Below are 25574 nucleotides of genomic sequence, written 5' to 3'. Positions count from 1 at the left end.
CCGGAGAAACATCCGCGCGCATACCTCCACCCGATGGGGGGCTCACCCCCGGGCGAAGACCAGCCGCTCCCCGGCGAACCCGTGGCGCCACAGGTCGTTGCAGGCCTCGGCCATCTCGGTGAGCCCCTCCTCGATCGCGCCGAAGACCGAGCCGGGCACCCAGCCCAGGTCGCCGTTGATGAGCAGGTTGTTGCGGCCGTAGAAGATCGCCAGGTCGGTGGCGCCCTGCTCGGCGTGCGCCGTCGACCCCGGGTCGTACCCGTAGGCGGGGTTGCCGATCTCCCAGGGCTCGAAGTCGAAGAGGCACACGTCGCCGGGGATCGGAGTGATCGTCGGGTTCTCCCGGTGGGGTGCGGCGGTGATCCGCGGGAGCAGCGTGTAGACCTCGTTGCGGGCGTACTTCGCGTGGAAGGCGTCACCGCCTGCCGGCAGTGCGTCCCACACGGCGTCGCAGGTCAACGGCGCCTCGTCGTCGAGGAGCCGTGCCCGGCACACCACGCCGCGCGACTCGAGGGCGATTGTGATGTACCGGGGCATGGCTCAGACCTCCGCCAGGACCTTGCCCCAGATGTCCAGCGCCTCGTCCACCTGCTCGGCGGTCACGACGAGCGGCGGGATCATCCGCACGACGTTCATGTGGGCGCCGCAGGTGAGGAGCAGCAGGCCCTTCGTCGCGGCGAGCTGCTGGGCGGCCTGCGCGCGGGCCGTGTCCGGGGTTCCGTCGGCGGCGGTGAACTCGCTGCCGACGAGCAGACCGAGGCCGCGCACGTCACCGATGCCGTTGGTCCCTGAGGAGGAGGTCGCCCCGCGACCGTCTCGAACGGCGGCGGCGGCCCTCGCGCCCTCGAGCAGCTGGGCGCCGCGCTCGGCGGAGTTGGCGACGAGGCCCTCCTCCTCGATGACCTCGAGGGTGGCGACGGCAGCGGCGCAGGCGACGGCGTTGCCCCCGTAGGTGCCACCCTGCGAGCCGGGCCACGCCTTGCTCATCAGCTCTTGGGAGGCAGCGATGCCGGAGATCGGGAAGCCGGAGGCAATCCCCTTGGCCAGCGTGATGATGTCGGGCTGCACGTCGAAGTGCTGGTGACCGAACATCTTGCCCGTGCGGCCGAAGCCGGTCTGGACCTCGTCCATCACCAGGAGGATGCCGTGCTTGTCGGCCCGCTCGCGCAGACCCTGGAAGAAGGCGGTGTTGCCCGGGATGTACCCCCCTTCGCCCAGCACGGGCTCGACGATGAAGGCGGCGGTCTCCTGCGGCGAGGTGAGCGTGGCGAGGATGTAGTCGAGCTCCTTGAGCGCGAAGGCGGTCGCCTCCTCCTCGCTCCACCCGTAGCGGTAGGCGGTGGGGAAGGGGGCGACGTGCACCCCGCCCATGAGGGGGCTGAAGCCGGCCGAGAAGCGGGTGCCGGACGTCGTCATCGTCGCCGTCGCGACGGTGCGGCCGTGGAAGCCGCCGTGGAAGACGATGACATTGGGCCGGCCGGTCGCCTGGCGGGAGAGGCGCAGGCTGGCCTCGAGCGCCTCGCTGCCGGAGTTGGCGAAGAAGAGGCTGTCGAGGTGCGAAGGGAGGACGCCGTCGAGCTTGTCGACGAGCGCCAGCAGCGGCTGGTGCATGACGGTCGTGTACTGCCCGTGGATGAGCTTGCCGACCTGCTCCTGCGCGGCCGCGACGACCTTGGGGTGGCAGTGGCCGGTGCTCACGACCCCGATGCCGGAGGTGAAGTCGAGGTGGCGGTTGCCGTCGACGTCGAAGATCTCGCTGCCGAGGGCGTGGTCGATCGTGACGGGGGTGGCCTGCTTGAGCAGGGGGGACAGCGCTGTCATCGGTACCTCCGGTTGTTCGTCTGATTGTTGACAATACGTCTACGGTGAGGGGGACGGCAAGGACGCTGACGAAGGAGCCTTCCATGACCACGACCCACACGCCAGAGGTCACCCGCGAGCAGGAGCGCGAGGCGATCGCCTCGGTGCCGACGGGCCTCTTCATCGGGGGTGAGTGGCGCCAGACCCGGGAGACGATGCCGGTCGTCGACCCGTCGACCGGCGAGCCCCTCGTCGAGGTCGCCGACGCCGGCCCCGACGAGGCCGCGGCCGCTCTCGACGCCGCAGCGGAGGCCCAGGCCGACTGGGCCAGGACGCCACCTCGGGAGCGCAGCGAGATCCTCACCCGGGCCCGTGACCTCATGCTCGCCGACGTCGACCGGCTCGCGCTGGTCATGACGCTCGAGATGGGCAAGCCGCTGACGGAGGCGAAGGGGGAGATCGCGTACGCCGCCGAGTTCTTCCGCTGGTTCGCGGAGGAGGCCGTGCGCATCGACGGCGGCTACATGACCGCACCCGCCGGCGGCTCGCGCTTCCTCGTCGCCAAGCAGCCCGTCGGCCCGTGCGTGCTCATCACCCCGTGGAACTTCCCCATGGCGATGGGCACCCGCAAGATCGGCCCGGCCATCGCCGCCGGCTGCACCTCGGTCATCAAGCCGGCCGCCGAGACCCCGCTGTCGACCCTCGCGCTCGCGGACATCCTCGTGCGGGCGGGCCTGCCCGCGGGCGTCGTCAACGTCGTGACGACGAGCCGGAGCGACGAGGTCATGCGGCCGATGATCCTCGACCCGCGCTCGCGCAAGCTCTCCTTCACCGGCTCGACCCCGGTCGGCAAGCACCTGCTCGAGCTGGCCGCCAGGACGGTCATGCGCACGTCGATGGAGCTCGGGGGCAATGCCCCCTTCCTCGTCTTCGACGACGCCGACCTCGACGTCGCGGTCGACGGGGCGATGGCGGCCAAGATGCGCAACATCGGCCAGGCCTGCACCGCGGCCAACCGGATCCTCGTGCAGCGCTCCGTCGCGGGCGAGTTCGCGCGGCGCCTGGCCGAGCGGATGGGCGCGCTGCCCATGGGGCGCGGGGTCGAGGAGGGCGTCGTCGTCGGGCCGCTGGTCAACCAGAAGGCGGTCGACAAGGTCGACGAGCTCGTCCGCGACGCGGTCGGGCGGGGAGCGACGGCGCGGCTGGGCGGCGAACCGGCCGACCGGGAGGGCTACTTCTACCCGGCGACGGTCCTCACCGGCGTGCCCGCCGACGCGCAGATGGCCGAGGCCGAGATCTTCGGGCCGGTCGCGGCGATCACCGAGTTCGACACCGAGGAGGAGGCGATCCGCCTGGCCAACGACACCCCCTTCGGCCTGATCTCCTACGTCTTCACGCAGGGGCTCGACCGCGGCCTGCGGGTCAGCGAGGCCCTCGAGGCGGGCATGGTCGGCCTCAACCAGGGCGTGGTGTCCAACCCCGCCGCCCCGTTCGGTGGCATCAAGGAGTCCGGGCTCGGGCGCGAAGGGGGGACGACGGGCATCGAGGAGTTCCTCGAGACCAAGTACATCGGGGTGCGGGTGTGACGCCTCAGGTGCCCCAGGATTCTCGGGTCACCCGATAAACCTCGCCTTCGCAAGAGTTTGAAACTCATGCGAAGGCGAGGTTTCTCTTGTCGAGTGGTCAGGCCCCGGACCCTCCTGCGCGGAGCCCTCGGCCGTTGGGTGACCCGCACCGGGTTGCCGAGGGGTGAGCGAAGGGATGTCCAGCGGGCTGCCGTGGTCACGGCCCATCGTGTCGGGGCCACGCAGCAGGCGGCGGTTCTGCTCCTCCCGCGCGCTCAGGGCAACCCCTCGAATCCACGCGCGGCGCGCGGGATGATGGCTGCATGACCCTCCAGCACATCGCCCTCGAGTCCGACTGGCAGGCCGCCCAGGCGTCCGGGACCTACCCCGTCTCGACGCGCGGGCGGCTCATCTCGCAGGAGGGCTTCATGCACTGCAGCGGGTCGCCTGCCCAGCTCGAAGGGGTCCTCGCCCGCTTCTACGCCGACGTCACCGAGCCGCTGCTGCTCCTGACGCTCGACGCGCAGTCCCTCGCCGCCCGGGGCCTCACCGTCCGGCTCGAGCCGGCCGTCCCCGGCACGCCGGTCGGCAGCGACACCGAGCTCTTCCCGCACGTCTACGGCGGCGACCTGCCGGTGGGCTGCGTCAGCCAGGTGGACCGCCTCCGGCCGTGATCAGGCCCGCCCGATCGCCGCGACGACCGCGCCCGTCACCTCCACGAGGGCCGCGGGGGCCAGCTCCAGGTCGAGCCCTCGTCGCCCGCCGCTGATGAGGACCGTGTCGTGCCCGAGCGCAGAGGCGTCGAGGACCGTGACGAGGGCGCGCTTCTGACCGACCGGGCTGATCCCGCCCACGACGTAGCCGGTGGTCCGCTCGGCGAGCGCCGGGTCGGCCATGCTCGCCCGCTTCGCGCCGACCGCCGCGGCCAGGGCCTTGAGATCCAGCTGCCCGGCGACGGGGACGATGCCCACGACGAGTCCGTGGTCGCGGGGCAGGTCGGTCTGGGCGAGCAGGGTCTTCAGGACCCGCTCGGGTGGGACCCCGAGCACCTCGGCGGCCTCCACGCCGTACGAGGGCGCCGCCGGGTCGTGCTCGTAGGGGTGCTCCGTGTACGCCACCCCGGCCGCCGCCAGCGCCCGCGTCGCGGGGGTGGCGCCGCCCCCCTTCGTCCTCCTGGCCATGGACTCCAGTCTCCGCCACCCGCTCCGACACCCGCGCGACAGGTCCACGTGGTACCCACGTCCCATGCAGAAGCAGAACCTCCGCGAGTACATCGACCGGCTCATCGACGAGGGCTACACCGTCCGCGACGACCAGGGTGACGACCCGATGCTCATCCGACCGGACGGCCTGGCCGTCGAGACGTGGCGGGAGAACTACCCGTACGACGAGCTCATGACCCGCAACGACTACGACGTCGAGAAGTACCTGCTGCAGATCGAGCTGCTGAAGTTCCAGTACTGGGCGCAGGACACCGGCCGCAAGTTCGTCGTCCTCTTCGAGGGCCGTGACGCCGCCGGCAAGGGCGGCACGATCAAGCGCTTCACGGAGCACCTCAACCCCCGGGGCGCCAGGGTCGTCGCGCTCACCAGGCCGAGCGAGCGAGAGGAGGGCGAGTGGTACTTCCAGCGCTACCTGCGGCACCTGCCGACGAGCGGCGAGATCGTCCTCTTCGACCGCTCCTGGTACAACCGCGCCGGCGTCGAGCGGGTCATGGGCTTCTGCAGCGACGAGCAGTACGAGGGCTTCATGGACCAGGCGCCGAAGATCGAGCGGATGCTCATCGACGCCGGGGTCCACGTCACCAAGCTGTGGTTCTCCGTGACCCAGCAGGAGCAGCGCACCCGCTTCGCCATCCGCCAGATCGACCCGGTGCGCCGGTGGAAGCTCTCCCCGATGGACCTCGAGAGCCTCGACAAGTGGGAGGCGTACACCGCCGCCAAGGAGGCGATGTTCGAGCGGACCGACACCAAGCACGCGCCCTGGACGGTCATCAGGTCCAACGACAAGAAGCGCGGCCGGATCAACGCCATGCGCTTCTTCCTCAACCAGTTCGACTACGAGGACAAGGACACCCAGATCGTCTACGCGCCCGACCGCAAGGTCGTCGCCCGCGGCAAGCAGACCGTGGGCGACTGATCTCGTCGAGCCCTACGCTGACCCGGTGACCGACGACGCGCCACCCCGCGGGCGACAGCTCGCCGACATCGGCCCCCTCGAGCAGCTGCGTGCCGGGCGCCTCGGGGTCCGTCTGCCGTTGCTCCTCGCGGGCCTCTTCCTCTACGGCGCGTCGATGGCGATGGTGCTGCGCGCGACGCTCGGCCAGATCCCCTGGGACGTGCTCCACGTCGGCGTCTCGCGCCACGTCCCGCTGAGCTTCGGCACGATCGTCGTCGGCGTCTCGCTGCTCGTGCTGCTCGGGTGGATCCCGTTGCGGCAGAAGCCCGGCGTCGGCACGATCGGCAACGCTCTGCTCATCGGCCCCTCCGCCGACCTCGTCCTCGCGCACCTCGACGAGCCGGGCGACCTCGGCTGGCGCATCGTGCTCCTCGTCGGGGGCGTGGTGCTCAACGGCATCGCGACCGGCATGTACATCGGCTCGCAGTTCGGGCCCGGTCCGCGCGACGGCCTGATGACGGGGATCGCGCGCCTCACCGGCCACTCGATCCGGTTGGTGCGCACGGGGATCGAGGTCACGGTGGTCGTCGTCGGGTGGCTGCTCGGCGGCACGGTCGGCGTCGGCACCTTCCTCTACGCGCTCGCCATCGGGCCGCTGGCCCAGCTCTTCCTGCCGCTCTTCACGGTCGACCTCAGGCGCGGTCCCACTTCCTGATACATAACTGGACGTTATGGATTGCTGTGTGTCATCTTATGGCCAGGTCATGAGTCCCAGCGCGAAGCCCCGGCTTGCTGGGCGGCAACCCTCCACCCTCGGTGGGGTGCCCCGGGTGACGACCTGGGCGTCGGCCGACCGGCCGCGCCAAGCGCGGGTTCACGAGAGCCCCTGATCCACGGAGCCGTCCATGACTGCCACCACCGCACCCACCACGCTGCTCGAGGTCACGACCCGGGGCGCGCTCGTCACGGGGACCGAGGTCGCCATCACGAGCCGCCAGTTCAGCTACACGATCGACGAGCCGCCGGCCCTCGGCGGCACCGACAAGGGCGCCAACCCGGTCGAGCACCTGCTGGCCGCCCTCGCCTCGTGCACCGTCATCAGCTACCAGGTCTGGGCCGACAAGCTCGGCCTCCGGGTCGACACGATCGACGTCGACCTGCGCGGCGACCTGGACCTCGCCGGGTTCCTCGGCACGGACGAGTCGGTGCGTCCGGGCTTCCAGGGCATCGAGCTGGCCATCACGGTCAGCGGCCCGGAGAGCGAAGGGGAGTACCGCCGCCTCGAGCAGGCCGTCGCCGAGCACTGCCCCGTCCTCGACAACCTCACGCACGGCGTGCCGGTGACGACGAGCCTCGAGGTCGCTGCCTGAGCGCGGCCTAGCGCACGACCTGCCGCAGACTCCCGTCCACCCGCCGGGTCCACCCGCGGGCGTCGAGGTGCTCGAGCAGGGGCACGGCGACGCGCCGGGTGGTCCCGAGCGCCTGTCGCGCGAGGCTGAGGGTGAAGGGTTGCTCCAGCCCGGCGAGCACCCGCATCGCCCGCGCCGGCGCGTCGGGGAGCAGCACGACGTCGTCGGGCAGACGCATGATCCGTCCGAGGCGCTCGGCGGCCGCGAGCTCCGCGGTCCCGAGACCGAGCTCGGCGAGCTCACCCCGCTCCGCCGCCACGAAGGGGGTGGCCCCCAGCCGTGCCTCGAGAGCCGCGATCCCGGCCTCCGCGGCTCCGAGGCCGCCAGCCTCCGGGTCGTGGACGCGGCCGTCGGCGACGGCGAGGCCGGCGTCGGTGGCCAGTCCCGGCACCAGGGCCTGCCCGAGCACCGCAGGGAGGTGCTCGGGCAGGCCGAGCGACCTGGCCGCCTCGGCGACGGGCAGCCCGGCGCTGAGCGGGTCGGCGGCATGGTGCCGGCGGACGGCCTCGCCGAGCCGGTCGCGCCACGTGCTCACGGCCCCCGCGTCGACCCACCAGTCACCGTGCCGCACGGCACCCGCTGGCGCGGGGAGACCCAGCCGGTCGAGCACGTCCGCCCGCTCGGCTGCGCGCGAGCGCAGCCGAGCGGTGGCGAGGTCGGCGGGGTCCGCGCCTGCAGAGGCGAGGGCCTGCCCCCTTCGCCCTGGGGCACCGCGGCGGGTGAGCGGCAGGGGGTCGACGTCCACGACGCGGACGGCCCACAGGCGACGACTCCCCGCGTCGCGCAGGATCGCCCGGTCGCCCACGCGCCACGGGAGGACGGTCGCGGCCGAGAGGCGGGCGTGGTCCGGCCCGAGGGGGCGCACGTGCACCTCGACGTCGACCGACCCGACGTGCAGCGTCCCCTGCTCGACCATCTGCATTGCCCTAGGGGAATGCGCGCTCCCGTGACCGTTCGTCTGCATTGCCCTAGGGGAATGCAGCTCGGTGGCGGACACGTCGACGACCGACGCGAGCGCGAAGGCGTCGGGCGTCAGCAGCGCGACGGAGCGGCCGACCTCGTCCACGCGGCGCAGGTTGACTGCGACCCGGGAGACCGGGCCGACGGCTTCGTGCGCCTCGTCCTGGCTGTGCAGGCCACGCACCGTCACCTCGCGTGCGGACCCGCGGTCGAGCAGCACCAGCCGGTCGCCGACGTGGACCGTGCCCGCGCCGAGGGTGCCCGTGACGACCGTCCCCGCGCCGGAGACGGAGAAGCTGCGGTCGGACCAGAGCCGCACCGGCGCCCGGGCGTCCGGCTCCGGCAGCCGGGCAGCGAGCTCGTCGAGCGCCGCGCGAAGGGAGTCCATCCCGTCGCCCCGGACCGCCGAGACCTCGACGGCAGGGAGGTCGAGCCCGGCCTCGGCCAGGTGTCGCCGCGACTCGGTGAGCACGCCGGCTCGCTGCTCGTCGTCGGCCAGGTCGCACCGGGTGATGACGAGCAGGCCGTCGGTGATGGCGAGCGCCTGCACGGCGGCGAGGTGCTCGCTGCTCTGCGCCTGCCAGCCCTGGTCAGCGGCGACGACGAAGACCACCGCCGGCGCCGGCCCCAGCCCCGAGAGCATCGTCCCGAGGAACCGCTGGTGCCCCGGCACGTCGACGAAGGCGACCTCGGCCCCGCTCGGCAGGGTCGTCCAGGCGTAACCGAGCTGGATGGTCAGCCCGCGCTCGCGCTCCTCGCGCAGCCGGTCGGGGTCACGCCCGGTGAGCGCGCGCACGAGCGTCGACTTGCCGTGGTCGACGTGCCCGGCGGTGGCGAGCACGCGCCTCATGGGGTGGGCGTCCCCGGGTCGGGCCCGTCGTCGCCGAGCGCCGCCCGCAGTGCCGCTTCGACGTCACCGTCCCGATCGGCCGGGACGCAGCGCAGGTCGACCAGGCCGCGCCCCCCTTCGACCCGGGCGAGCACGACCGGCTCGCCGACGCGCAGGCGCTCGACGGCGTCCGCGGGGATCTCGACGGCCCAGCCGGGCAGGGGCACGCCGGGCGCCCCGCCGCCGCCGACGCGGCCCTCGACCGCCACGACCCCACGGCCGAGGGCGGCGGCGAGGGCCTCGACCCGCGGCCGCAGCTCGTCGGCGGTGACGTGCAGCGCGGCGGTGACCGGTGGGACCGATCCGCGCAGAGTCGCCTCGAGCGCGGCGAGGGTCAGCTTGTCGACGCGCAGGGCGCGCTGAAGCGGGTGGCGGCGCAACCGCTCGACGACCTCCGCGTCGCCGAGGACGAGACCCGCCTGCGGGCCGCCGAGGAGCTTGTCGCCGCTGGCGGTGACGATCGTGGCGCCCGCGCGCAGCCACGTCGTGGCATCCGGCTCGTCGGGCAGCAGCGGGTCGGGCCGCAGCAGGCCGGACCCGATGTCGGCGACGACCGGCACGGGGGAGCCGTCGGGCCGACGCAGCCCGCGGAGCTCACCGAGGCCCACCTCGGCCGTGAACCCGTCGACGCGGAAGTTGCTCGGGTGCACCTTGAGCACGCACCCGGTGCCCGGACCGATCGCGTCGGCGTAGTCCCTCAGGTGGGTGCGGTTCGTCGTGCCGACCTCGCGCAGCCGAGCGCCGGTCGAGGCGATGAGGTCGGGCAGGCGGAACCCGTCGCCGATCTCGACCATCTCCCCGCGCGAGACGACGACCTCGCGCCCGGCGGCGAGCGCGGTCGTGGCGAGCACGAGCGCGGCCGCGCCGTTGTTGACGACCAGCGCGCCGGTCGCGTCGGGGACGGCGTCGAGCAGGGCGGCGAGTGCCCCGGCGCCGCGTCGGCTCCTCGCTCCCGTGGCCAGGTCCATCTCGACGTCGACGTAGCCGGCGGCGTCGACGACGGCCTCGATCGCGCGGGGGGACAAGGGGGCCCGGCCGATGTTGGTGTGCACCACGACGCCGGTCGCGTTGAGGACCGCGGTGAGCGAGCTGGCCCGGGTCGGGAGCCCGGCGAGTGCGGTGGCGGGGACCTCGTCGGGGCCGATGCTCCCGTCGCGCGCCTGCTGCTGGGCGGCGGTGATCGCGACCCGGACGACATCCCGCCCGAGTCGCTCCGCCGCGGCGACGAAGGGCGCCGAGGCCAGCAGCGTGTCGGTGCGCGGGATGGCCTGCCGGGGGTCGGTCACCGTGCTCCCTTCGGGTCGGACGTGTGGCGGAGGCGGACGGGAATCGAACCCGCCAGACCGAGATGCTCAGCCTCACCGGTGTTGAAGACCGGGGGGACCACCAGGAACCCAGACGCCTCCGCCGCCCACCCTAGGACAGGTCGTCCCCCGAGACACCGGAGCGTCCTTCTCCTACGGTGACGACGTGAGCACCGCACCGTCTCCCGGCCGGCCGCGACACCTCGACCGCTGGGTCCTCGGGGTCGCGAACACCGCCCTGGTCTTCGTCGTCGGTCTCGTCTGGGCCAAGTGGTGGCCCTACGCGCTGAAGATCGACGGCCTCGTCGGCAGCCGGGCGTGGGACGGGGGTGCGCTCGTCGACGTCGCGCGTGACGCGTCGACGTGGTCGCAGGGGGCCTGGGACTTCACGCTTGCGTACAGCCTGGCCGTCTGGAAGGCGCTGCTCGTCGGCCTGCTCGTCGCCGCGGCCATCGACGCGCTCCTGCCCCGGGAGCACCTGCGCCGGGTCCTCGCCGGCCGCGGCTCCACCTCCGGCGCGGCCATCGCGGGCGCTGCCTCGCTGCCGAGCATGATGTGCACCTGCTGCGCCTCGCCGGTGGCGGTCTCGCTGCGTCGCAGCGGGGTGCCGCTCCCGTCGGTCGTCGCCTACTGGCTCGGCAACCCGGTCCTCAACCCGGCCGTCCTCGTCTTCCTCGCGCTCGTCGGGCCGTGGGAGTGGGCCGCGACCCGGCTCGTCGTCGGGGTCGGGCTGGTCCTGGGGGCGGCGGCGCTCGCCGCCCGCCTCGCCCAGGGACGAAGGGTGGACCCCACCGCCGCGGACATCGCACCGGAGACCGTGGACGAGGACGGGCCGTCGCTGGGGCGGTTCGTCCGCTCGCTCGTGCGGTTCACGCTCACCCTCGTGCCGGAGTACCTCGTCGTCGTCGCGCTCGTGGGCGCGGCCGCGCACGTCTTCAGCTTCGAGGCGGCGTGGGTGACCGGCGGGGGGTTCGCCCTGGTGGCCGTCGCTGCCGTCGTGGTCCTCCTCGTCATCCCGACCGGTGGCGAGATCCCGGTGCTCCTCGCCCTCGCCGCCGTCGGTGCCAGCCCGTGGGTGCTGGGGCTCGTCCTCATCGCGCTGCCGGCCGTGAGCCTCCCGTCCCTGGTCATGGTGGGCCGCGCCCTCACCTGGCGGGTCACGGCGGTCACCGCGGGTGTCGTCACCGCCGCCGGCCTCGGGGCGGGCGCGGCGCTCGTCGTCCTCGGCTGAGCCCCTGCCGCCCCTCGGTGGGACCGGCGTCCTAGGGTGAGGCCATGGAACCGGTCCGACTGACCCAGTTCGCCCGCGGCGGAGGGTGCGCCTGCAAGATCCCCGCCGGAGAGCTCGAGCAGATCGTCGCCGGGCTGCACGTCGCGGCGCCCCCCGGCGCGGACGTCCTCGTCGGCCTCGACGACGGCGATGACGCGGCGGCCGTGCGCATCGAGGGCGGCCGGGCGGTGCTCTCGACCGCGGACTTCTTCACGCCCGTCGTCGACGACCCCTACGACTGGGGCCGGATCGCCGCCGCCAACGCCGTCTCCGACGTCTACGCGATGGGCGGCGACCCGGTCATGGCGATCAACCTCGTCGCCTGGCCGCGTGAGCTGCTCCCGACCGACCTCCTGCGGGAGGTCCTGCGGGGTGGTCTCGACGTCGCGACCGAGGCGGGCTTCCCGGTCCTCGGCGGCCACAGCATCGACGCCCCCGAGCCGATCTACGGCATGGCCGTCACCGGGACCGCCGACCCCCAGCGGCTGATGCGCAACGACGCCGCCGAGCCCGGCCTGCCGATCAGCCTCACCAAGCCGCTCGGTGTCGGCGTGCTCAACAACCGGCACAAGACGACCGGCGAGCGCAGCGAGGAGGCGATCGCCTCGATGGTCGCCCTCAACCGCGACGCCTCCCGCGCCGCGCTGGCGGCCGGGGTGCGGGCGGCGACCGATGTCACCGGCTTCGGCCTGCTCGGTCACCTGTACAAGATGTGCCGGGCCTCGTCGGTGGCCGCGCGGATCGATGCCGCGGCCGTCCCCTACGTCACAGGCGCGCGCGAGGCGCTCGCGGCGGGCCACGTACCCGGCGGCTCCAAGCGCAACCTCGACTGGGTCCGCCCGCACCTGTCCGCCGACGGCACCAGCGAGGACGAGCTCATCCTGCTCGCCGACGCGCAGACCTCCGGGGGCCTGCTCGTCGTCGGCGAGGTGCCGGGTGCGCCGGTCGTCGGCGAGACCGTCGCCGCGGGCACGCTCGGGCACGGGGTCCTCGTGCAGGTGGCGTGAGCGCGGTCGATCGCGTCCTCGCCGCCGCCCGGGCCGGCCTCGTCCGGCTGACCCCGCAGCAGGCCCACGACGCGGCGAAGGGGGAAGCCCTCCTCGTCGACACCCGCACCACCGCGCAGCGCACCCGTCAGGGTGAGGTGCCGGGGGCGCTCGTCATCGACCGGACCGTCCTGGAGTGGCGGCTCGACCCGACCAGCCCGCACCGCATCCCCGAGGCGATGCCCGGGACCCGCGTCATCGTCCTGTGCCGGCAGGGCTACAGCTCGTCACTGGCGGCGGTCTCCCTTCGCTCCCTAGGGGTCGACGCGACCGACGTCATCGGAGGGGTGGAGGCCTGGACCGCCTCCGGCCTGCCCCTGCACGACGGCCCGGCGGACGTCCGCGAGTGAGCAGTGACCGTTCGCCCGCACTGCCACGGGGCAGTGCAGGCGAACGGTCACCGGGATGCTCAGGCGTGCTTCGGCGGCTTGGCGATGAAGGGGATCACCAGGCCCACGAGAGCGATGATGCCCATGACGGTGAAGGCCATCGTGTAGGCCTGGTCCTCGCCGATGAGCCACGAGATGAGCAGCGGGCCGACGACGCCACCGATCGACCACCCGATGAGCATCAGGCCGTAGATGCCACCCGAGTTCTTCACGCCGAAGAAGTCACCGGCCGTCGAGGGCATGGTGCCGAAGGCGCCGCCGTAGCAGGTGTAGACGACCGCGCACAGGACGTAGAAGAGCGCGGCGTTGCCCGCGTGCGGGATGGCGAGCAGCGCCAGGCCCTGCAGGCCGAGGATGCCGAGGAAGGCCGGCATGCGCCCGATCTTGTCCGAGATCGCGGCCCACAGGATGCGGCCACCACCGTTGAACAGGCCCATGATGCCGACGAGGGTCGCAGCGGCGGCGGCGCTCATCCCGGCGACGTCGGTGGCGGTACCGGCGGCGACCGAGATCAGCGAGATGCCGGCGGTGACGGAGATCGTCAGGATGAGCGTGAGCATGTACCACTGCGGGGTGCTCAGGGCCTCCTGCTGGGTGAAGTCGCGGCCAGCCCTCCTGACCTGCTCCTCCCGCTTGGTGTCGTGCTGCGCGTGCGCCTTGGCCACGCCCGGCGGGACGTAGCCCGCCGGCGGGTTCTTGAAGACCGAGGCGCCGATGAGACCGAAGATGAGATAGGCGATGCCCAGCCACAGGAAGGCCTTGGTCGGGTGGACGTCGTAGCCCTCGATCCCGGAGATCATCCGCTGCGCGAGGGGGGAGGTGATGACGGCACCGAAGCCGAAGCCACCGACGGCGATGCCGGTGATCAGGCCGCGCCTGTCCGGGAACCACTTCTGCAGCATCGCGATCGGCACGATGTAGGCCAGGCCGAGACCGAAGCCGCCGAGCACGCCGTAGCCGAGGATGAGCAGCCACAGGTCGGAGGCGTCCCGGGTGAAGCTCGCGACGATGATGCCGATGGAGTAGATGACCACGCCGGTGAGGGCCACGATGCGCGGCCCCTGCTTGTCCTGGATCCGGCCACCGAGGAAGGTGCCGAGGAAGAGCATGCCGATGGCCACCTCGAAGGGGATGGTCGCCTGCACCTTGGACAGCTCGATCGCCGAGGTGTCGCTCTGGATCGCCTTGCTGAAGGTGCTCCAGGCGTAGACGGCGCCGATCGTCAGCTGGACGAGGACACCTCCCGCCAGGATGATCCAGCGGTTGCCCACCCCGGTGGTGGGGGCCTGCTCGGTCTCCGTGCTCATGGAACCTCCCGGTGTGTTGGTGCGTGAGTGCTACCGCACGGTGACGGCACTGTCGTGGACGATCCCCTGCTCGCGCCGCGCCTCGAGGCGAGCCTTCTGGACGCGGACGGTGTACCTGGGGTCCTTGGCGGACTCGATCCCGGCCTCGACGACCCCCATGCGCGTGAGCGCGGAGGCCGCCGCCAGGGCCGTGCCGGAGGCGATGGCGAGCAGACGGCTGCGCCCGGAGAGCAGCGTGCCGAGCCCGCCCGCGATGACGAGCCCCTTGGCCAGTCGCAGCTTGCCGGCTCCCTGCCCGGACGTCACCGGCTCGTCGATGTCGAGGTGCGCCAGGTGCTCCTCGAGCCGGTGCATCGCGGCGAGGTCCGTCGCCGCCCCCACCAGGGCGAGCCGGCGAGCCGGCCCTGCGACGCCGGTGGGGTTGAGGACCATCTGGATCCCGCCGGAGGCGAGTGCCGCCGACCCGACGAAGACGAAGGGGAGCTCCCGCCGGCTCTCGTGCCACACCGGGTGCGCGGTGTCGGAGAGCAGGACCGCGGTGTACGCCGCGAGCGGCGCGCCGAAGGCGGCCTGCCCGATCGTCGACGGGACGCCGAGCACGTCGGTGACGCGGGTGAGGGCCGCGACCGGGCCGCGCGAAGGGAGCAGCCGGAGGACCTCGGAGGCGGTCGTCACCCCGGCGAATCCCGCGTAGGCCGACAGGATCCAGGTGCCGACCGACATCGGCGAGGTGAGCTTGACCGTGCGCATCATGTTGAGGAAGCGCTCCGGCCGGCCGAGGTCGGCGACGAGCGCGGCACCGCTGAGGGCGACGCAGGTCATCGCGGTCAGGCGCGAGCTGCGTTGCAGGACCGTGTTGCCCGTGGCTGCGGCACCCGCCTGGATGATGCCGGAGGCGCCGGCGATGCCGCCGACGAAGAGGTACGCGGAGATCTTGTGGTCCCACGGGACCGGCTTGACGATCGGCTGGCCGTAGTAGCTGGAGAACTCCGCGTCCGGGACGGCCGGCGCCTCGCGCCGGCCACCACCGTCGCGGGAGAGCCAGCTGCGCTGACCGCCCTTCGCGAGGTCCCGGGCCGCGCCGGTCACCGCGCCACGGACGCCGGAGTCACGGCGGCGCTTGCGGCGGCCCTCCTCGGGCGGGCGGTAGGCGTCGAAGGGGGAGGTGGTCACGACCTGCCCCCGATGAAGGAGACGGCGACCGCGCCGAGGAGCCCGACACCGGCCAAGCCGGCGGCCCGGAACATCTCGGGCAGCCGCTTGCTCGGCACCTCCGGGTCCGGCGGGAGCCCGTAGACCTCGGGCTCGTCGAGCAGCAGGAAGACCGAGCCGGTGCCGCCGACGCCGTCCTGCTCGTTGGCGCCGTACAGGCGCGCCTCGGTGAAGCCCTGCTCGTGCAGCTGGACGACGCGCTCGCGAGCGGTCGCGACCATGTCGTCGTGCGCGCCGAACTTGATCGACGTCGTCGGGCAGGTCTGCGCGCACGCGGGCGTCTGGTCGTGGCCGAGCCGGTCGTAGCAGAGCGTGCACTTCTGCGCGACGCCGACGTGTGGCACGTGGTCGTCGGCCGTCACCGAGACGCTCTGGTCGTTGCGGCGCTCGATGACCCCGAAGGGGCAGGCCCCGACGCAGTAGCCGCACCCGTTGCAGATGTCGGCCTGCACGACGACGGTCCCGTGCTCGCTGCGGAAGAGCGAGCCGGTCGGGCAGACGTCGAGGCAGCCCGCGTGGGTGCAGTGCTTGCACACGTCGGAGGACATCAGCCAGCGGAACTCCGGGACCGGCCCGACCATCGGCACCCCGTCCACGGTGAGCCCGTGGTCACCGGTGCCGCCGGCCTCGATGTTGGCCTTCTCGGTGAGCATGTCGCCCAGCGCCGGCCCGTGGCCCTCGATCGGTGCCGGGAGCGTGCCGTAGCCCGCAGGGGCCCCGCCCGAAGGGGGGTCGGCCGTGGGGGCGCCGAGCGCGGGCATCCCGAGGTCGACGAGCTTGCGGCCGGACTCGCGCGCGGCCTCGATGCGGTCCTTGGTCTGCTCGACGAAGGCGACGTGCCGCCACGTGCTCGCGCCCAGGTCGCCGGTGTTGTCGTAGGAGTTGCCGGTGATGGCCAGCCCGTCGAGCGGGATGCCGTTCCACTCCTTGCAGGCGACCTCGCAGGCCTTGCACCCGATGCAGATGGAGGTGTCGGTGAAGAAGCCCTTGCGCTCCGGGGCGTCGGCCCACCCGGCGTCCACCGCCGGGTTGGTCTCCCCCGAGAGCTGGCGTGACAGGTAGCCCATCAGTGCGCTCCTTGCTCGTCGCGGCGGGTGTTGCCGGTCTCGACCGTCGTGCCCGAGCGGGACTGGTACTCGGCGACGAAGCGCAGCAGCTCCTCGCCGCGCGGCCGGCGGCCCGGGATGATGTCGCAGGAACCCACCTTCGACTCCTGGATCTGGACGTTGGGGTCGAGCGCGATGCCGAGCAGGTCGTTGGCGCCGTCGCCCTCGACGACCGCGTCGCGGCCGACACCCCAGTGGTACGGGAGCCCGATCTGGTGGACCGTGCGACCGCGGATCGTCAGCGGGGTCATCCGCTCGGTGACGAGCACGCGGGCCTCGATCGCGCTGCGCGCGGAGACGATCGTCGCCCACTCGCCGTTGACCAGGCCTTGCTGCTCGGCCAGCTCGGGGGAGACCTCGCAGAACATCTCGGGCTGCAGCTCGGACAGGTACGGCAGCCACCGGCTCATGCCGCCGGCCGTGTGGTGCTCGGTGAGCCGGTAGGTCGTGAAGACGAAGGGGTAGACCTCCGCCCCCGGCTCGTCGCCCGAGGGACTCCACAGGTTGTCCTTGCGCGGGTACACCAGGCGGGCCGGGTTGCGCTGCTGCGAGTACAGCGGGTTGTCGACCGGTGACTCCTGCGCCTCGTAGTGCGTCGGCAGGGGACCGTCGACCATCCCCTTGGGTGCGAAGAGCCAGCCCTTGCCGTCGGCCTGCATGATGAAGGGGTCGTCGCCGGCGATCGCCGCCGGACCGCCCTGCTCCGGGTCGGGCCGGAAGGACGGGTCGCGGTCGACCGGGAAGTCGGGGACGTCCTTGCCCGTCCACTTCCCGGCGTCGGCGTCCCACCACACGTACTTCTTGCGCTCGCTCCAGGGCGTGCCGTCCGGGGCAGCGGACGCGCGGTTGTAGAGGATGCGGCGGTTCATCGGCCAGGCCCAGCCCCACTCGAGGGCGGTCTCGTCCTGCTCGCGCCCGGGGACCCGGTTGGCGGACTTGTTGACCCCGCCGGCGAAGACGCCGGTGTAGATCCAGCACCCGCCGGAGGTCGAGCCGTCCGCGCGCATGTCGGCGAACTTGTCGAGGGTCTGGCCCGCGCGCTCACCGGTGAGGTAGTAGCCGTTGATCTCCTTCAGGACCGCCTCGGCATCGGTCTCGCCGAACTCGTCCTTGGGGTAGTCCCAGGTCATGTCGAGCAGCGGGCGGTCGCGCTCGTCGGTCGAGTCCTTGAGGCGCTCCCGGATGCGCACGCCGAGCTCGTGGAAGAACTCGAGCTCGCTGCGGGCATCGCCGGGCGGCTGGACCGCCTGGTGGTGCCACTGGAGCATCCGCTGGGTCTGGGTGAACGTCCCGGACTTCTCGACGTGGTTGGCGGCCGGGAAGAAGAAGACCTCGGTGTCGATGTCCTCCGTCCTCAGCTCGCCGCTGGCGATTTCGGGGGAGTCCTTCCAGAAGGTCGCCGACTCGATGAGCTGGAAGTCGCGCACGACGACCCACTTCAGGTGCGTCATCGCCAGCCGCTGCATCTTGCCGTGGGCCGAGCCGACCGCGGGGTTCTGGCCGAGGATGAAGTAGCCCTCGACCTCGTCGTCGAGCATCGACATCACCGTCTGGTAGGTGCCGTGGGCACCCGTCAGCCGGGGCAGGTAGTCGTAGCAGAAGTCGTTCTCGGGCGTCGCGGCATCGCCGAACCACGCCTTGAGCAGGCTGGCGGTGTAGGACGGCGCCTCGGTCCAGAAGCCCTTTTGCAGGGGCGAGGAGATGCTGCTCAGGTACTCCTCGTAGGTGTCGTGTTTGCCCACCATCGGCATGGGCAGGTACCCGGGGAGGATGTTGAAGAGCGTCGGGATGTCGGTCGATCCCTGGATGCTCGCGTGGCCGCGCAGCGCCATGATCCCGCCGCCCGGACGTCCCATGTTGCCCATGAGCAGCTGCAGGATCGCGGCCGTGCGGATGAACTGGGCGCCGAGGCTGTGCTGGGTCCAGCCCAGCGCGTAGGCGAAGCAGGTGGTGCGCTCGCGCCCGGAGTTGTCGGTGAGCGCCTTGGCGATCTCGTGGAACTGCCACTGCGGGATGCCGCAGACGTCCTCGACCATCTGGGGCGTGTAGCGCGCGTAGTGGCGCTTGAGCACCTGGAAGACCGAGCGCGGGTGCTCCAGGGTCTCGTCCCGGACGACGCGCGCGTGCTCGAGCGGGGGACCGGAGGCGCCGTGCTGGTCGCCCGCGGCCCGGGCCCGCTTGCTCGACCCGTGCTCGTTGCTGCCGGAGGGGCCGTCGATGTCGTCGTCGCCCCCTTCGGACGCGCGCTGCTCGTACGCCCACGAGGACATGTCGTACGTGCCGGTCTCCGGGTCGTACCCGGAGAAGACGCCGTCGAGGTCCTCGGTGTCGACGAAGTCCTCGCCGACGAGGGTCGCCGCGTTGGTGTACGCGACGACGTAGTCGCGGAAGTACAGGTCGTTGGCCAGGACGTGGTTGATCAGGGCGCCGAGGAGCACGACATCGGTGCCGGCGCGGATCGCGGCGTGCGTGTCAGCGATCGCCGAGGTGCGGGTGAAGCGCGGGTCGATGTGGATGACGCGCGCGCCGCGTGCCTTCGCCTCGGACACCCACTGGAACCCCACGGGGTGGCACTCGGCCATGTTGGATCCCTGGATGATGATGCAGTCCGCGTTGGCCATGTCCTGGAGGGACTGGGTGGCGCCGCCGCGCCCGAAGGAGGATCCCAGACTGGGAACCGTGGCGGAGTGTCAAATACGCGCCTGGTTCTCGATCTGTATCGCTCCCGAAGCCGTGTACAGCTTCTTCATGAGGTAGTTCTCCTCGTTGTCGAGGGTGGCTCCCCCGAGCGAGGCGATACCCATCGTGCGGCGCAGCCGACGACCCTGGTCGTCGAGTTCCTGCCACTTGTTGGCGCGGGCCTGGAGATACCGGTCGGCGACCATGTCCATCGCCTCGTCGAGCTCGATCCGCTGGAACTCCGTGGCGCCCGGCGCGCGGTAGAGCACGTGGGTCTGACGCGAGGGGGAGTTGACCAGCTGCTCGCTCGCGGCACCCTTGGGGCACAACCGCCCTCGGCTCACCGGCGAGTCCGGGTCGCCCTCGATCTGCACGACCCGCTCGTCCTTGACGAAGACGCGCTGGCCGCAGCCGACGGCGCAGTAGGGGCACACGCTCTGCACGACACGGTCGGCCGTCGAGGTGCGCGGCTCCATCTCCCTCGTGCTGCGCGAGGTGACCGCGTTGCCGCGGCCGAGGAAGTCGCCCGATGCCAGCTGACGCAGCACGGGCCAGCCCAGGAAGGTCGAGTCCTTCGGTGCCATGGCCGCTGCTCCCTTCGTCGACGTGGTGTGACGCTCTTCACCGTAGCGCCAAACACCCCGCGACGGGTCACCAGGCGTACGGCTCGTAGTTCTTCAGGAAGACACCGTAGAGGTCCTCGCCGCGCTCGCCGCGCACGACCGGGTCGTACACGCGGGCAGCGCCGTCGACGAGGTCGAGCGGGGCGTGCCAGCCCTGCGCCGCGATCTCGAGCTTCTCGTGGTGCGGGCGCTCGTCGGTGATCCACCCCGTGTCGACAGCGGTCATGAGGATGCGGTCGGTCTCGAACATCTCGCCCGCCGACGTGCGGGTCAGCATGTTGAGCGCGGCCTTGGCCATGTTGGTGTGGGGGTGCCCGGCGCCCTTGTACCGCCGGGAGAACTGCCCCTCCATCGCGGAGACGTTGACGACGTAGGCCCGGGCCGCGTCGCCGACCTCGGCACGACGGCGCTCGACCGCCGCACGCATCGCCGGCCGGAGCCGGGAGACGAGGAGGAAGGGGGCGACCGAGTTGCACATCTGCACCTCGAGCAGCTCGAGCGGGTCGACCTCGTCGACGGTCTGCTTCCACGAGTTGGTCGCCACGACGTCGGGCAGCAGCCCGCCGGCGTCCACCGCGGTGCCCGCGAGGTGCGCCTCGAGCGAGGCGTGTCCCGCGGAGAGGGCCAGGCGGGTGAGGTCGGCGGCGCTCTGCGTGGCGACGTCGGCGTGCGGCACCGGGTGCGAGCCCAGGGTCCCGATGAGGGCCGCCGGGTGTGCCTCGCTCACCCGGTCGAAGGTCAGCATCCGCGGTGTGACGCCACCGGTCTCGAGCGGCTGCGACTCGCCGTCGACGAGGTGCGAGTAGGCGCCGGGGGAGCGGCGCACCGTCTGGCAGGCGTTGTTGATGAGGATGTCGAGCGGTCCTGCGGCAGCGACCTCGTCGGTGAGGGCAACGACCTGGGTGGGGTCGCGCAGGTCGATGCCGATGATCGTCAGCCGGTCGATCCACTCGGGGGAGTCGGCGAGCTCGGCGAAGCGTCGCGCGGCGTCGCGGGGGAAGCGCGTGGTGATCGTCAGGTCGGCGCCGTCGCGCAGCAGCCGCAGGGCGATGTACATGCCGATCTTCGCCCGGCCGCCGGTGAGCAGCGCGCGGCGGCCGCGCAGGTCCGTGCCCTGGTCGCGGCGGACGTGGCTGCGGGCCGCGCAGTCCGGGCAGAGCCAGTGGTAGAAGGCGTCGACGAGCGTGTAGTCCGCGTGGCACATGTAGCAGCCGCGGGGGATCTGCAGCTCCCCGACGAAGCGGCCCTCGCTCGTCGGGGCGAGCGGGATCCCCTTCGTCTCGTCGTCGATGCGCAGCGGTGAGCCGGTCGCGGTCCGGTCCAGGATCGCCTGGTCGTGCGCCATCTTGGGGCCGCGCTCGGCCTGCCGGGCCTCGCGCCGGCGGGCCTTCTTCACCCGGTTGTACATCGAGCCCGCGGCGCGCTTGACCGTGGCGATGTCCTCGTGGCCGGGTGGCAGCTCGTGGAGCATCCCGAGGACGCGAAGGGTGGTGGCCAGGTCATCGGGGTCGACGCCGTCCACGGCACGGTCCAGCTGCACGTCACTCACGACGTCCGAGGATACGTGGCTCAGGTGAGGTCGAGGACCGCCTCGGCGCCCAGGGCGACCAGGGCTATGTCGGTGGCGACCGCGACCCGGGTGATGCCCAGGGCGCGCAGCGCGGGGACGTGGTCGGGGTGGCCGGCGAAGGCCGCCACGTCGGTGCCGTGGCGGCGGGCCGCCGCAAGGATCCGGGGCACCGGACCGCTCGGGGAGGTGTCGGCGAGCATCTGCGCCATCGGCACGCCGAGGGCGAGGGAGAGGTCGACCGGTCCGAGGAAGAGGAGGTTGACCCCGTCGACGGCCGCGATCTCCTCGACCGCCTCGAGCGCCCCGGCGGTCTCGATCATCACGGCGCACTGCACCTGGGCGTTGGCGCGCTCCGCGTCCGGCGCGTAGCCGTCCCACATCGGGGTGAGCGGGCCCCAGCTGCGCTCGCCGAGCGGCGGGTAGAAGGCGGCCCGTACCGCGGCGCGCGCGTCCTCGAGCGAGGCGACGGAGGGGATGACGACGCCCGCGGCGCCGGCGTCGAGGGAGGCCCCGATCCAGGCGTGGTCGACCCCGGGCACCCGGACGACGAAGTTGGCGCCGACGTCGCCGAGGGCCCGTCCGAGGTCGACGAGGGCGGAGCGGTCGATCGCCCCGTGCTGGGCGTCGAGCGCCAGCCAGTCGAAGCCCGTGCCGGCGAGCCGCCGGGCGAGGTCGACGTCGTTGCCCATGAGCCACAGGCCGCGGGAGTCGGGCCCGATGGCGGCCCGCCGGGGCTGGTCCTCGGCGCTCGACCCGGATGAAGACGCGTACATGGTGACCTCCGTGGTTCGGGTCCACCCTAGGGTCTCCCTAAGGTCGTGCCATGGACTCCACCCCCTTCGACGGCCGCACCTTCGCCGCGGTGATCTTCGACAACGACGGCACGCTCGTCGACTCCACCGGCTCGGTCGAGCGGTCGTGGGTGAGGTGGGCGATCGAGCACGGCGTCGACCCGGTGGCCCTCGTCGGTCACCACGGGATGCCCGCGCCGGCGATCATCGCCTCGGTCGCGCCCCACCTCGACCCCGACGACGCCTTCGCGCGGATCGAGCGGCTCGAGGTCGACGACGTCGAGGACGTCCTCGCGCTGCCCGGTGTGCACGACGCGCTCGCGGCGCTCGTCGACGTGCCGGTCGCCGTCGCGACCTCCGCCACCCGGGAGCTGGCCCGGGTCCGCCTCACCGCCGCCGAGATCGGCATCGACGAGGTGGTGACCTTCGACGACGTGGAGCGCGGCAAGCCGCACCCCGACCCCTTCCTCCTCGCGGCGCAGCGTCTGGGGGTCGACCCGACCGAGTGCCTCGTCTGCGAGGACGCCCCGAGCGGCGTCGCCGCGGCCCGGGCGGCCGGCTGCGCGGTCCTCGCGGTGACGACGACGAGTGGCGCCGACGCCCTCGCGGACGCGGACCTCGTCGTGGACTCGCTGGCCGACGTGACCTTCGAGGTCGTCGACGGCCGCGTGCGCGTGCGCCTGCGCTGACCGCTCAGACGAAGGGGAGGTCGCGCGCCATCCCCTCGGGGCGGCCCGGCTCGGCGTAGTGCTCGACGCCGAAGGCCTCGGCGAAGACCTCCGGCGGCATCGCCAGCATCTCCTGCACGTCGGACTGCGAGCCGTGGGCGGCCAGGGCGGCCCGCTTGAGGTCGATGACCTCGGTGACGTCGACGGCGTGGTGGATCTCGTGCTGCGGCAGGCCGATCGGGTTGCCGTCGTCCATGGGGGCGTCGGCGTCGAACCCCGGGTCGATGCCGAGCGAGCGGGCCGCGGCGAGCTGCTCGCGCAGGCGGTCGCGGTTGATGGTCGCCTCGAGCAGACGGGGCCGGCGGGCGGCGAGCTCGGCGGCGCGGTGGGCGACGTGGTGGACCTTGACGTGGTCGGGGTGGCCGTAGCCGCCGTGCCAGTCGTAGCCGACGAGCACGTCCGCGTCCTCGTCGTCGAGGACCGCGGCCAGCCGCCCGGCGGCCTCGTCGAGGTCGGCGGAGTGGAAGGCGCTCTCGTGACCGTTCTCCTCCCACCCGGTCATCCCGGAGTCGGCGTACCCGAGCCACTCGACGCGGGCCGTGCCGGTGATCGCCGCGGACGCGTCGGCCTCGCGCCGGCGGTGCTCGGCGAGGCTCCCCCCTTCGCCCAGGTCGTCGGGGACGGTGCCGTGCTCGCCGTGGGTCGCGTAGACGACGACCACCCGGCCCCCCGCGCGCGAGGCGAGGGCCATCGAGCCGGCGGTCCCGCTGGCCTCGTCGTCGGGATGGGCGTGGAAGAAGACGGTGGTCGTCACCGGACCATCGTGCACCGGCGCGCCGTCACCCCGGTTGCCGACGAGCCCGAAGGGGGGAAGTCTCGCCCCATGAACGCCGACGTGCAGGCCCACTGGCTCCCCTTCGACCGCTACCTGGACGCGATCGAGCGGGAGAGCCGCCGGTTCCGCGAGTGCCTCGCCGACGCCGACCCGGACCTGCGGGTGCCGAGCTGCCCCGACTGGAGCGCCGAGGACCTGCTGTGGCACCTGGGCGGGGACGTGCAGCACTTCTGGGCGTGGGTGATCGCCCAGCGACCCGAGGGGCCCGAGTCCTACCCCGAGCCGCACCGGCCGGGCGGCCACGCGGGCGTGCTCGCCTTCTACGACCAGGCGCACGAGGACCTGCTGCTGCGCCTGCGCAACGCCGACCCGGCCGACGGTGCCTGGTCCTGGAGTGCCGACCCGCGGCTGCACACCGTCGGCTTCACGATGCGTCGGCAGGCGCACGAGGCGCTGGTCCACCGCGTCGACGCCGAGCTGACGGTGGGCGCGCGGACCCCGCTCGACCCGGTGCTCGCGGCCGACGGGGTGCTCGAGTGCCTCGACGTCATGTACGGCTCCCACCCCCGGTGGGGGCGGTTCACGCCCGACGGCACGCGCGTGGTCGTCGAGCTCACCGACGTCGGACGGCGACTGCTCGTCGGGCTCGGGCGCTTCGCCGGGCGCGACCCGCGCTCGGGCGAGGTCGTCGACGTCGACGACCTCGCCGTGCTCGACCCCGCCCTGCACGAGCACACGGGCGCCGCGGACGTGACGGTCCGTGGCAGCGCCGAGCAGGTCGACCTGTGGCTGTGGCACCGGGGCATCGAGGACGCCCTCGCCGTCGACGGCGACGAGGGCGTCCACGAGCGGCTCGTGGCGATCCTGGGCGCCCCGATCGGCTGACCGGTGTCCCGCAGTGCGGGACCGGGGTGCGAGCGGACTATTTGGTTAGGCTAACCTCACACGACCTGATCGCCTCGTGGGCGTGGCCGTGCGGCGACGCCCTTCCGGAAGGACCTCCCTTCGTGCTGACGCGCACCCGCTCGCTCGCCCTCGTCGGCGGCCTCGCCCTCACCCTCTCCGCCTGCGGCGGGCAGACCGACGCCGCCGGGGGAGGCTCCGGCGAGACCATCGAGGTGACCGACAACCACGGCACCCAGCAGGTCCCGGCGCCGCCGACCTCGGTCGTCGCGACGGACAACCGCACCTTCGAGACGCTCTCGGACTGGGGCATCGACCTCTCCGCCGCCGCCGTGAGCCTGATGCCCGACACCATCGAGTACGTCGAGGACGACGCCATCGTCGACCTGGGTACCCACCGGGAGCCCGACCTCGAGGCGATCGTCGCGGCCGAGCCGGACCTCGTCATCAACGGCCAGCGCTTCACGCAGCACGAGGCCAAGCTCAAGGAGCTCGCGCCCGACGCCGCCTTCCTCAACCTCGACCCGCGCGAGGGCGAGCCGCTCGACGCCGAGCTCAAGCGCCAGACCGAGGTCCTGGGTGAGGTCTTCGGCAAGGAGAGCGAGGCCGAAGAGCTCGGCCGGGACCTGGACGCGCAGGTCGCCCGGGTCGAGGCGGCCTACCAGCCCGGCGACACCGTCATGGCGATCAACACCTCGGGTGGCGAGCTCGGCTACATCGCGCCGACCGTCGGCCAGACCCTCGGCCCGGTCTTCGACCTCTTCGACCTGGAGCCGGCGCTCGAGGTCGAGGGCGCGAGCGACGACCACCAGGGTGACGAGGTCTCCGTCGAGGCGATCGCGAAGGCCGACCCCGACTGGATCCTCGTCATGGACCGGGACGCCGCCGTCGCCGCCGACGAGGAGGGCTACACGCCCGCGAAGCAGCTCATCGAGGACTCGGACGCGCTGCGGGACGTCACCGCGGTCTCCGAGGGCCAGGTCGTCTTCATGCCCGCCGACAGCTACACCAACGAGGGCATCCAGACCTTCACCGAGTTCTTCACGACCTTCGCCGACGCGCTCGAGGACAAGAGCTGAGCACGACGACCGCCGGGCGCGCCGTCACCAAGGGGCGCCTCCTCGACGCGA

General features: G+C 72.6%; 23 protein-coding genes, 1 tRNA gene and 1 riboswitch. Of the genes, 11 read left to right on the top strand and 13 right to left on the bottom strand.

Going from position 1 to position 25574, the window contains the following annotated elements; translation table 11 throughout:
• Window positions 1-42: 42 nt before the first annotated feature.
• Together V3C34_RS01340 and V3C34_RS01335 are read right to left on the bottom strand one after the other, a co-directional pair.
• Complete coding sequence (locus V3C34_RS01340) at window positions 43-537, bottom strand: DUF3830 family protein (protein ID WP_068328166.1); 495 nt, start codon at window positions 535-537, stop codon at window positions 43-45.
• A gap of 3 nt (window positions 538-540) precedes the next feature.
• A complete protein-coding gene (locus V3C34_RS01335; RefSeq protein WP_068426408.1) occupies window positions 541-1821 on the bottom strand; it encodes an aspartate aminotransferase family protein in 1281 nt (426 codons plus the stop codon).
• Window positions 1822-1904: 83 nt separating this feature from the next.
• On the opposite strand from V3C34_RS01335, the gene V3C34_RS01330 reads away from it, so the two are divergent.
• The gene (locus tag V3C34_RS01330; protein ID WP_346007853.1) at window positions 1905-3386 is read left to right on the top strand and encodes an NAD-dependent succinate-semialdehyde dehydrogenase; all 1482 of its coding nucleotides are present in this window, start codon (window positions 1905-1907) and stop codon (window positions 3384-3386) included.
• Between the two features lie 302 nt (window positions 3387-3688).
• Window positions 3689-4039: a DUF952 domain-containing protein gene (locus V3C34_RS01325; RefSeq protein WP_068328173.1), complete on the top strand. Its 351-nt coding sequence runs from the start codon at window positions 3689-3691 to the stop codon at window positions 4037-4039.
• Here the strand turns inward: V3C34_RS01325 and ybaK are convergent, their stop codons facing one another.
• Window positions 4040-4546, bottom strand: a complete 507-nt coding sequence (gene ybaK / locus V3C34_RS01320; protein ID WP_068426403.1) for a Cys-tRNA(Pro) deacylase — start codon at window positions 4544-4546, stop codon at window positions 4040-4042.
• A gap of 64 nt (window positions 4547-4610) precedes the next feature.
• Here ybaK and ppk2 point away from each other — a divergent pair, with 64 nt between their 5' ends.
• From ppk2 to V3C34_RS01305, 3 genes are all read left to right on the top strand, one after another.
• A complete protein-coding gene (gene ppk2 / locus V3C34_RS01315; protein ID WP_169702024.1) occupies window positions 4611-5504 on the top strand; it encodes a polyphosphate kinase 2 in 894 nt (297 codons plus the stop codon).
• A gap of 25 nt (window positions 5505-5529) precedes the next feature.
• Window positions 5530-6198, top strand: coding sequence for a YczE/YyaS/YitT family protein (locus tag V3C34_RS01310; RefSeq protein ID WP_068328182.1), 669 nt, complete (start codon window positions 5530-5532; stop codon window positions 6196-6198).
• 45 nt (window positions 6199-6243) lie between these two features.
• Window positions 6244-6358, top strand: a riboswitch (SAM riboswitch).
• A gap of 30 nt (window positions 6359-6388) precedes the next feature.
• Window positions 6389-6853, top strand: coding sequence for an OsmC family protein (locus V3C34_RS01305; protein ID WP_068328185.1), 465 nt, complete (start codon window positions 6389-6391; stop codon window positions 6851-6853).
• Window positions 6854-6860: 7 nt separating this feature from the next.
• Here the strand turns inward: V3C34_RS01305 and V3C34_RS01300 are convergent, their stop codons facing one another.
• The 3 genes from V3C34_RS01300 to V3C34_RS01290 all read right to left on the bottom strand — a co-directional run bounded on the left by V3C34_RS01300 (window position 6861) and on the right by V3C34_RS01290 (window position 10147).
• Window positions 6861-8702, bottom strand: coding sequence for a SelB C-terminal domain-containing protein (locus tag V3C34_RS01300; protein ID WP_346007852.1), 1842 nt, complete (start codon window positions 8700-8702; stop codon window positions 6861-6863).
• On the bottom strand, window positions 8699-10027 hold the full coding sequence (gene selA, locus V3C34_RS01295; RefSeq protein ID WP_346007851.1) for an L-seryl-tRNA(Sec) selenium transferase: 1329 nt from the start codon (window positions 10025-10027) through the stop codon (window positions 8699-8701). The genes V3C34_RS01300 and selA overlap by 4 nt, the downstream gene beginning before the upstream one ends.
• Before the next feature lie 24 nt (window positions 10028-10051).
• Window positions 10052-10147, bottom strand: a tRNA-Sec gene (locus V3C34_RS01290).
• Window positions 10148-10211: 64 nt separating this feature from the next.
• On the opposite strand from V3C34_RS01290, the gene V3C34_RS01285 reads away from it, so the two are divergent.
• The 3 genes from V3C34_RS01285 to V3C34_RS01275 are packed head-to-tail and all read left to right on the top strand — an operon-like array spanning window position 10212 to window position 12711.
• Window positions 10212-11276: a permease gene (locus tag V3C34_RS01285; protein ID WP_346007850.1), complete on the top strand. Its 1065-nt coding sequence runs from the start codon at window positions 10212-10214 to the stop codon at window positions 11274-11276.
• A gap of 44 nt (window positions 11277-11320) precedes the next feature.
• On the top strand, window positions 11321-12322 hold the full coding sequence (gene selD / locus V3C34_RS01280; protein WP_346007849.1) for a selenide, water dikinase SelD: 1002 nt from the start codon (window positions 11321-11323) through the stop codon (window positions 12320-12322).
• Window positions 12319-12711: a rhodanese-like domain-containing protein gene (locus V3C34_RS01275; protein WP_346007848.1), complete on the top strand. Its 393-nt coding sequence runs from the start codon at window positions 12319-12321 to the stop codon at window positions 12709-12711. Before selD ends, V3C34_RS01275 begins: the two co-directional genes overlap by 4 nt.
• A 59-nt stretch (window positions 12712-12770) precedes the next feature.
• Here V3C34_RS01275 and V3C34_RS01270 read toward each other — a convergent pair whose 3' ends face one another.
• The 6 genes from V3C34_RS01270 to V3C34_RS01245 form a co-directional block, all read right to left on the bottom strand.
• Complete coding sequence (locus V3C34_RS01270) at window positions 12771-14057, bottom strand: L-lactate MFS transporter (protein WP_068426388.1); 1287 nt, start codon at window positions 14055-14057, stop codon at window positions 12771-12773.
• A 30-nt stretch (window positions 14058-14087) separates the two neighbouring features.
• Complete coding sequence (gene nrfD, locus V3C34_RS01265; protein ID WP_068426381.1) at window positions 14088-15230, bottom strand: NrfD/PsrC family molybdoenzyme membrane anchor subunit; 1143 nt, start codon at window positions 15228-15230, stop codon at window positions 14088-14090.
• The gene (locus tag V3C34_RS01260; RefSeq protein ID WP_068426379.1) at window positions 15227-16336 is read right to left on the bottom strand and encodes a 4Fe-4S dicluster domain-containing protein; all 1110 of its coding nucleotides are present in this window, start codon (window positions 16334-16336) and stop codon (window positions 15227-15229) included. Before V3C34_RS01260 ends, nrfD begins: the two co-directional genes overlap by 4 nt.
• Window positions 16336-19638 (bottom strand): formate dehydrogenase, encoded by a 3303-nt coding sequence (fdh, locus tag V3C34_RS01255; protein WP_346007847.1) that lies wholly within the window; start codon window positions 19636-19638, stop codon window positions 16336-16338. Before fdh ends, V3C34_RS01260 begins: the two co-directional genes overlap by 1 nt.
• A 67-nt stretch (window positions 19639-19705) precedes the next feature.
• Complete coding sequence (locus V3C34_RS01250; RefSeq protein WP_346007846.1) at window positions 19706-21226, bottom strand: SDR family NAD(P)-dependent oxidoreductase; 1521 nt, start codon at window positions 21224-21226, stop codon at window positions 19706-19708.
• 20 nt (window positions 21227-21246) lie between these two features.
• The gene (locus V3C34_RS01245) at window positions 21247-22020 is read right to left on the bottom strand and encodes an HpcH/HpaI aldolase family protein (protein ID WP_345914026.1); all 774 of its coding nucleotides are present in this window, start codon (window positions 22018-22020) and stop codon (window positions 21247-21249) included.
• Between the two features lie 50 nt (window positions 22021-22070).
• Between V3C34_RS01245 and V3C34_RS01240 the strand changes: the two genes are divergently transcribed.
• Complete coding sequence (locus tag V3C34_RS01240) at window positions 22071-22727, top strand: HAD-IA family hydrolase (protein WP_345914027.1); 657 nt, start codon at window positions 22071-22073, stop codon at window positions 22725-22727.
• Window positions 22728-22731: 4 nt separating this feature from the next.
• Here V3C34_RS01240 and V3C34_RS01235 read toward each other — a convergent pair whose 3' ends face one another.
• Complete coding sequence (locus tag V3C34_RS01235; protein WP_346007845.1) at window positions 22732-23520, bottom strand: PIG-L deacetylase family protein; 789 nt, start codon at window positions 23518-23520, stop codon at window positions 22732-22734.
• A 69-nt stretch (window positions 23521-23589) separates the two neighbouring features.
• Here V3C34_RS01235 and V3C34_RS01230 point away from each other — a divergent pair, with 69 nt between their 5' ends.
• Both V3C34_RS01230 and V3C34_RS01225 read left to right on the top strand, forming a co-directional pair.
• Window positions 23590-24426: a maleylpyruvate isomerase N-terminal domain-containing protein gene (locus V3C34_RS01230; protein WP_346007844.1), complete on the top strand. Its 837-nt coding sequence runs from the start codon at window positions 23590-23592 to the stop codon at window positions 24424-24426.
• 122 nt (window positions 24427-24548) lie between these two features.
• A complete protein-coding gene (locus tag V3C34_RS01225) occupies window positions 24549-25523 on the top strand; it encodes a siderophore ABC transporter substrate-binding protein (RefSeq protein WP_346007843.1) in 975 nt (324 codons plus the stop codon).
• The last annotated feature ends 51 nt before the right edge of the window (window positions 25524-25574 follow it).

It is taken from the genome of Janibacter terrae (assembly GCF_039636765.1).
Lineage (GTDB): Bacteria > Actinomycetota > Actinomycetes > Actinomycetales > Dermatophilaceae > Janibacter > Janibacter terrae.
Note: the sequence above shows the minus strand (reverse complement) of the source record. Positions and strands in the feature narration are given on the sequence as shown.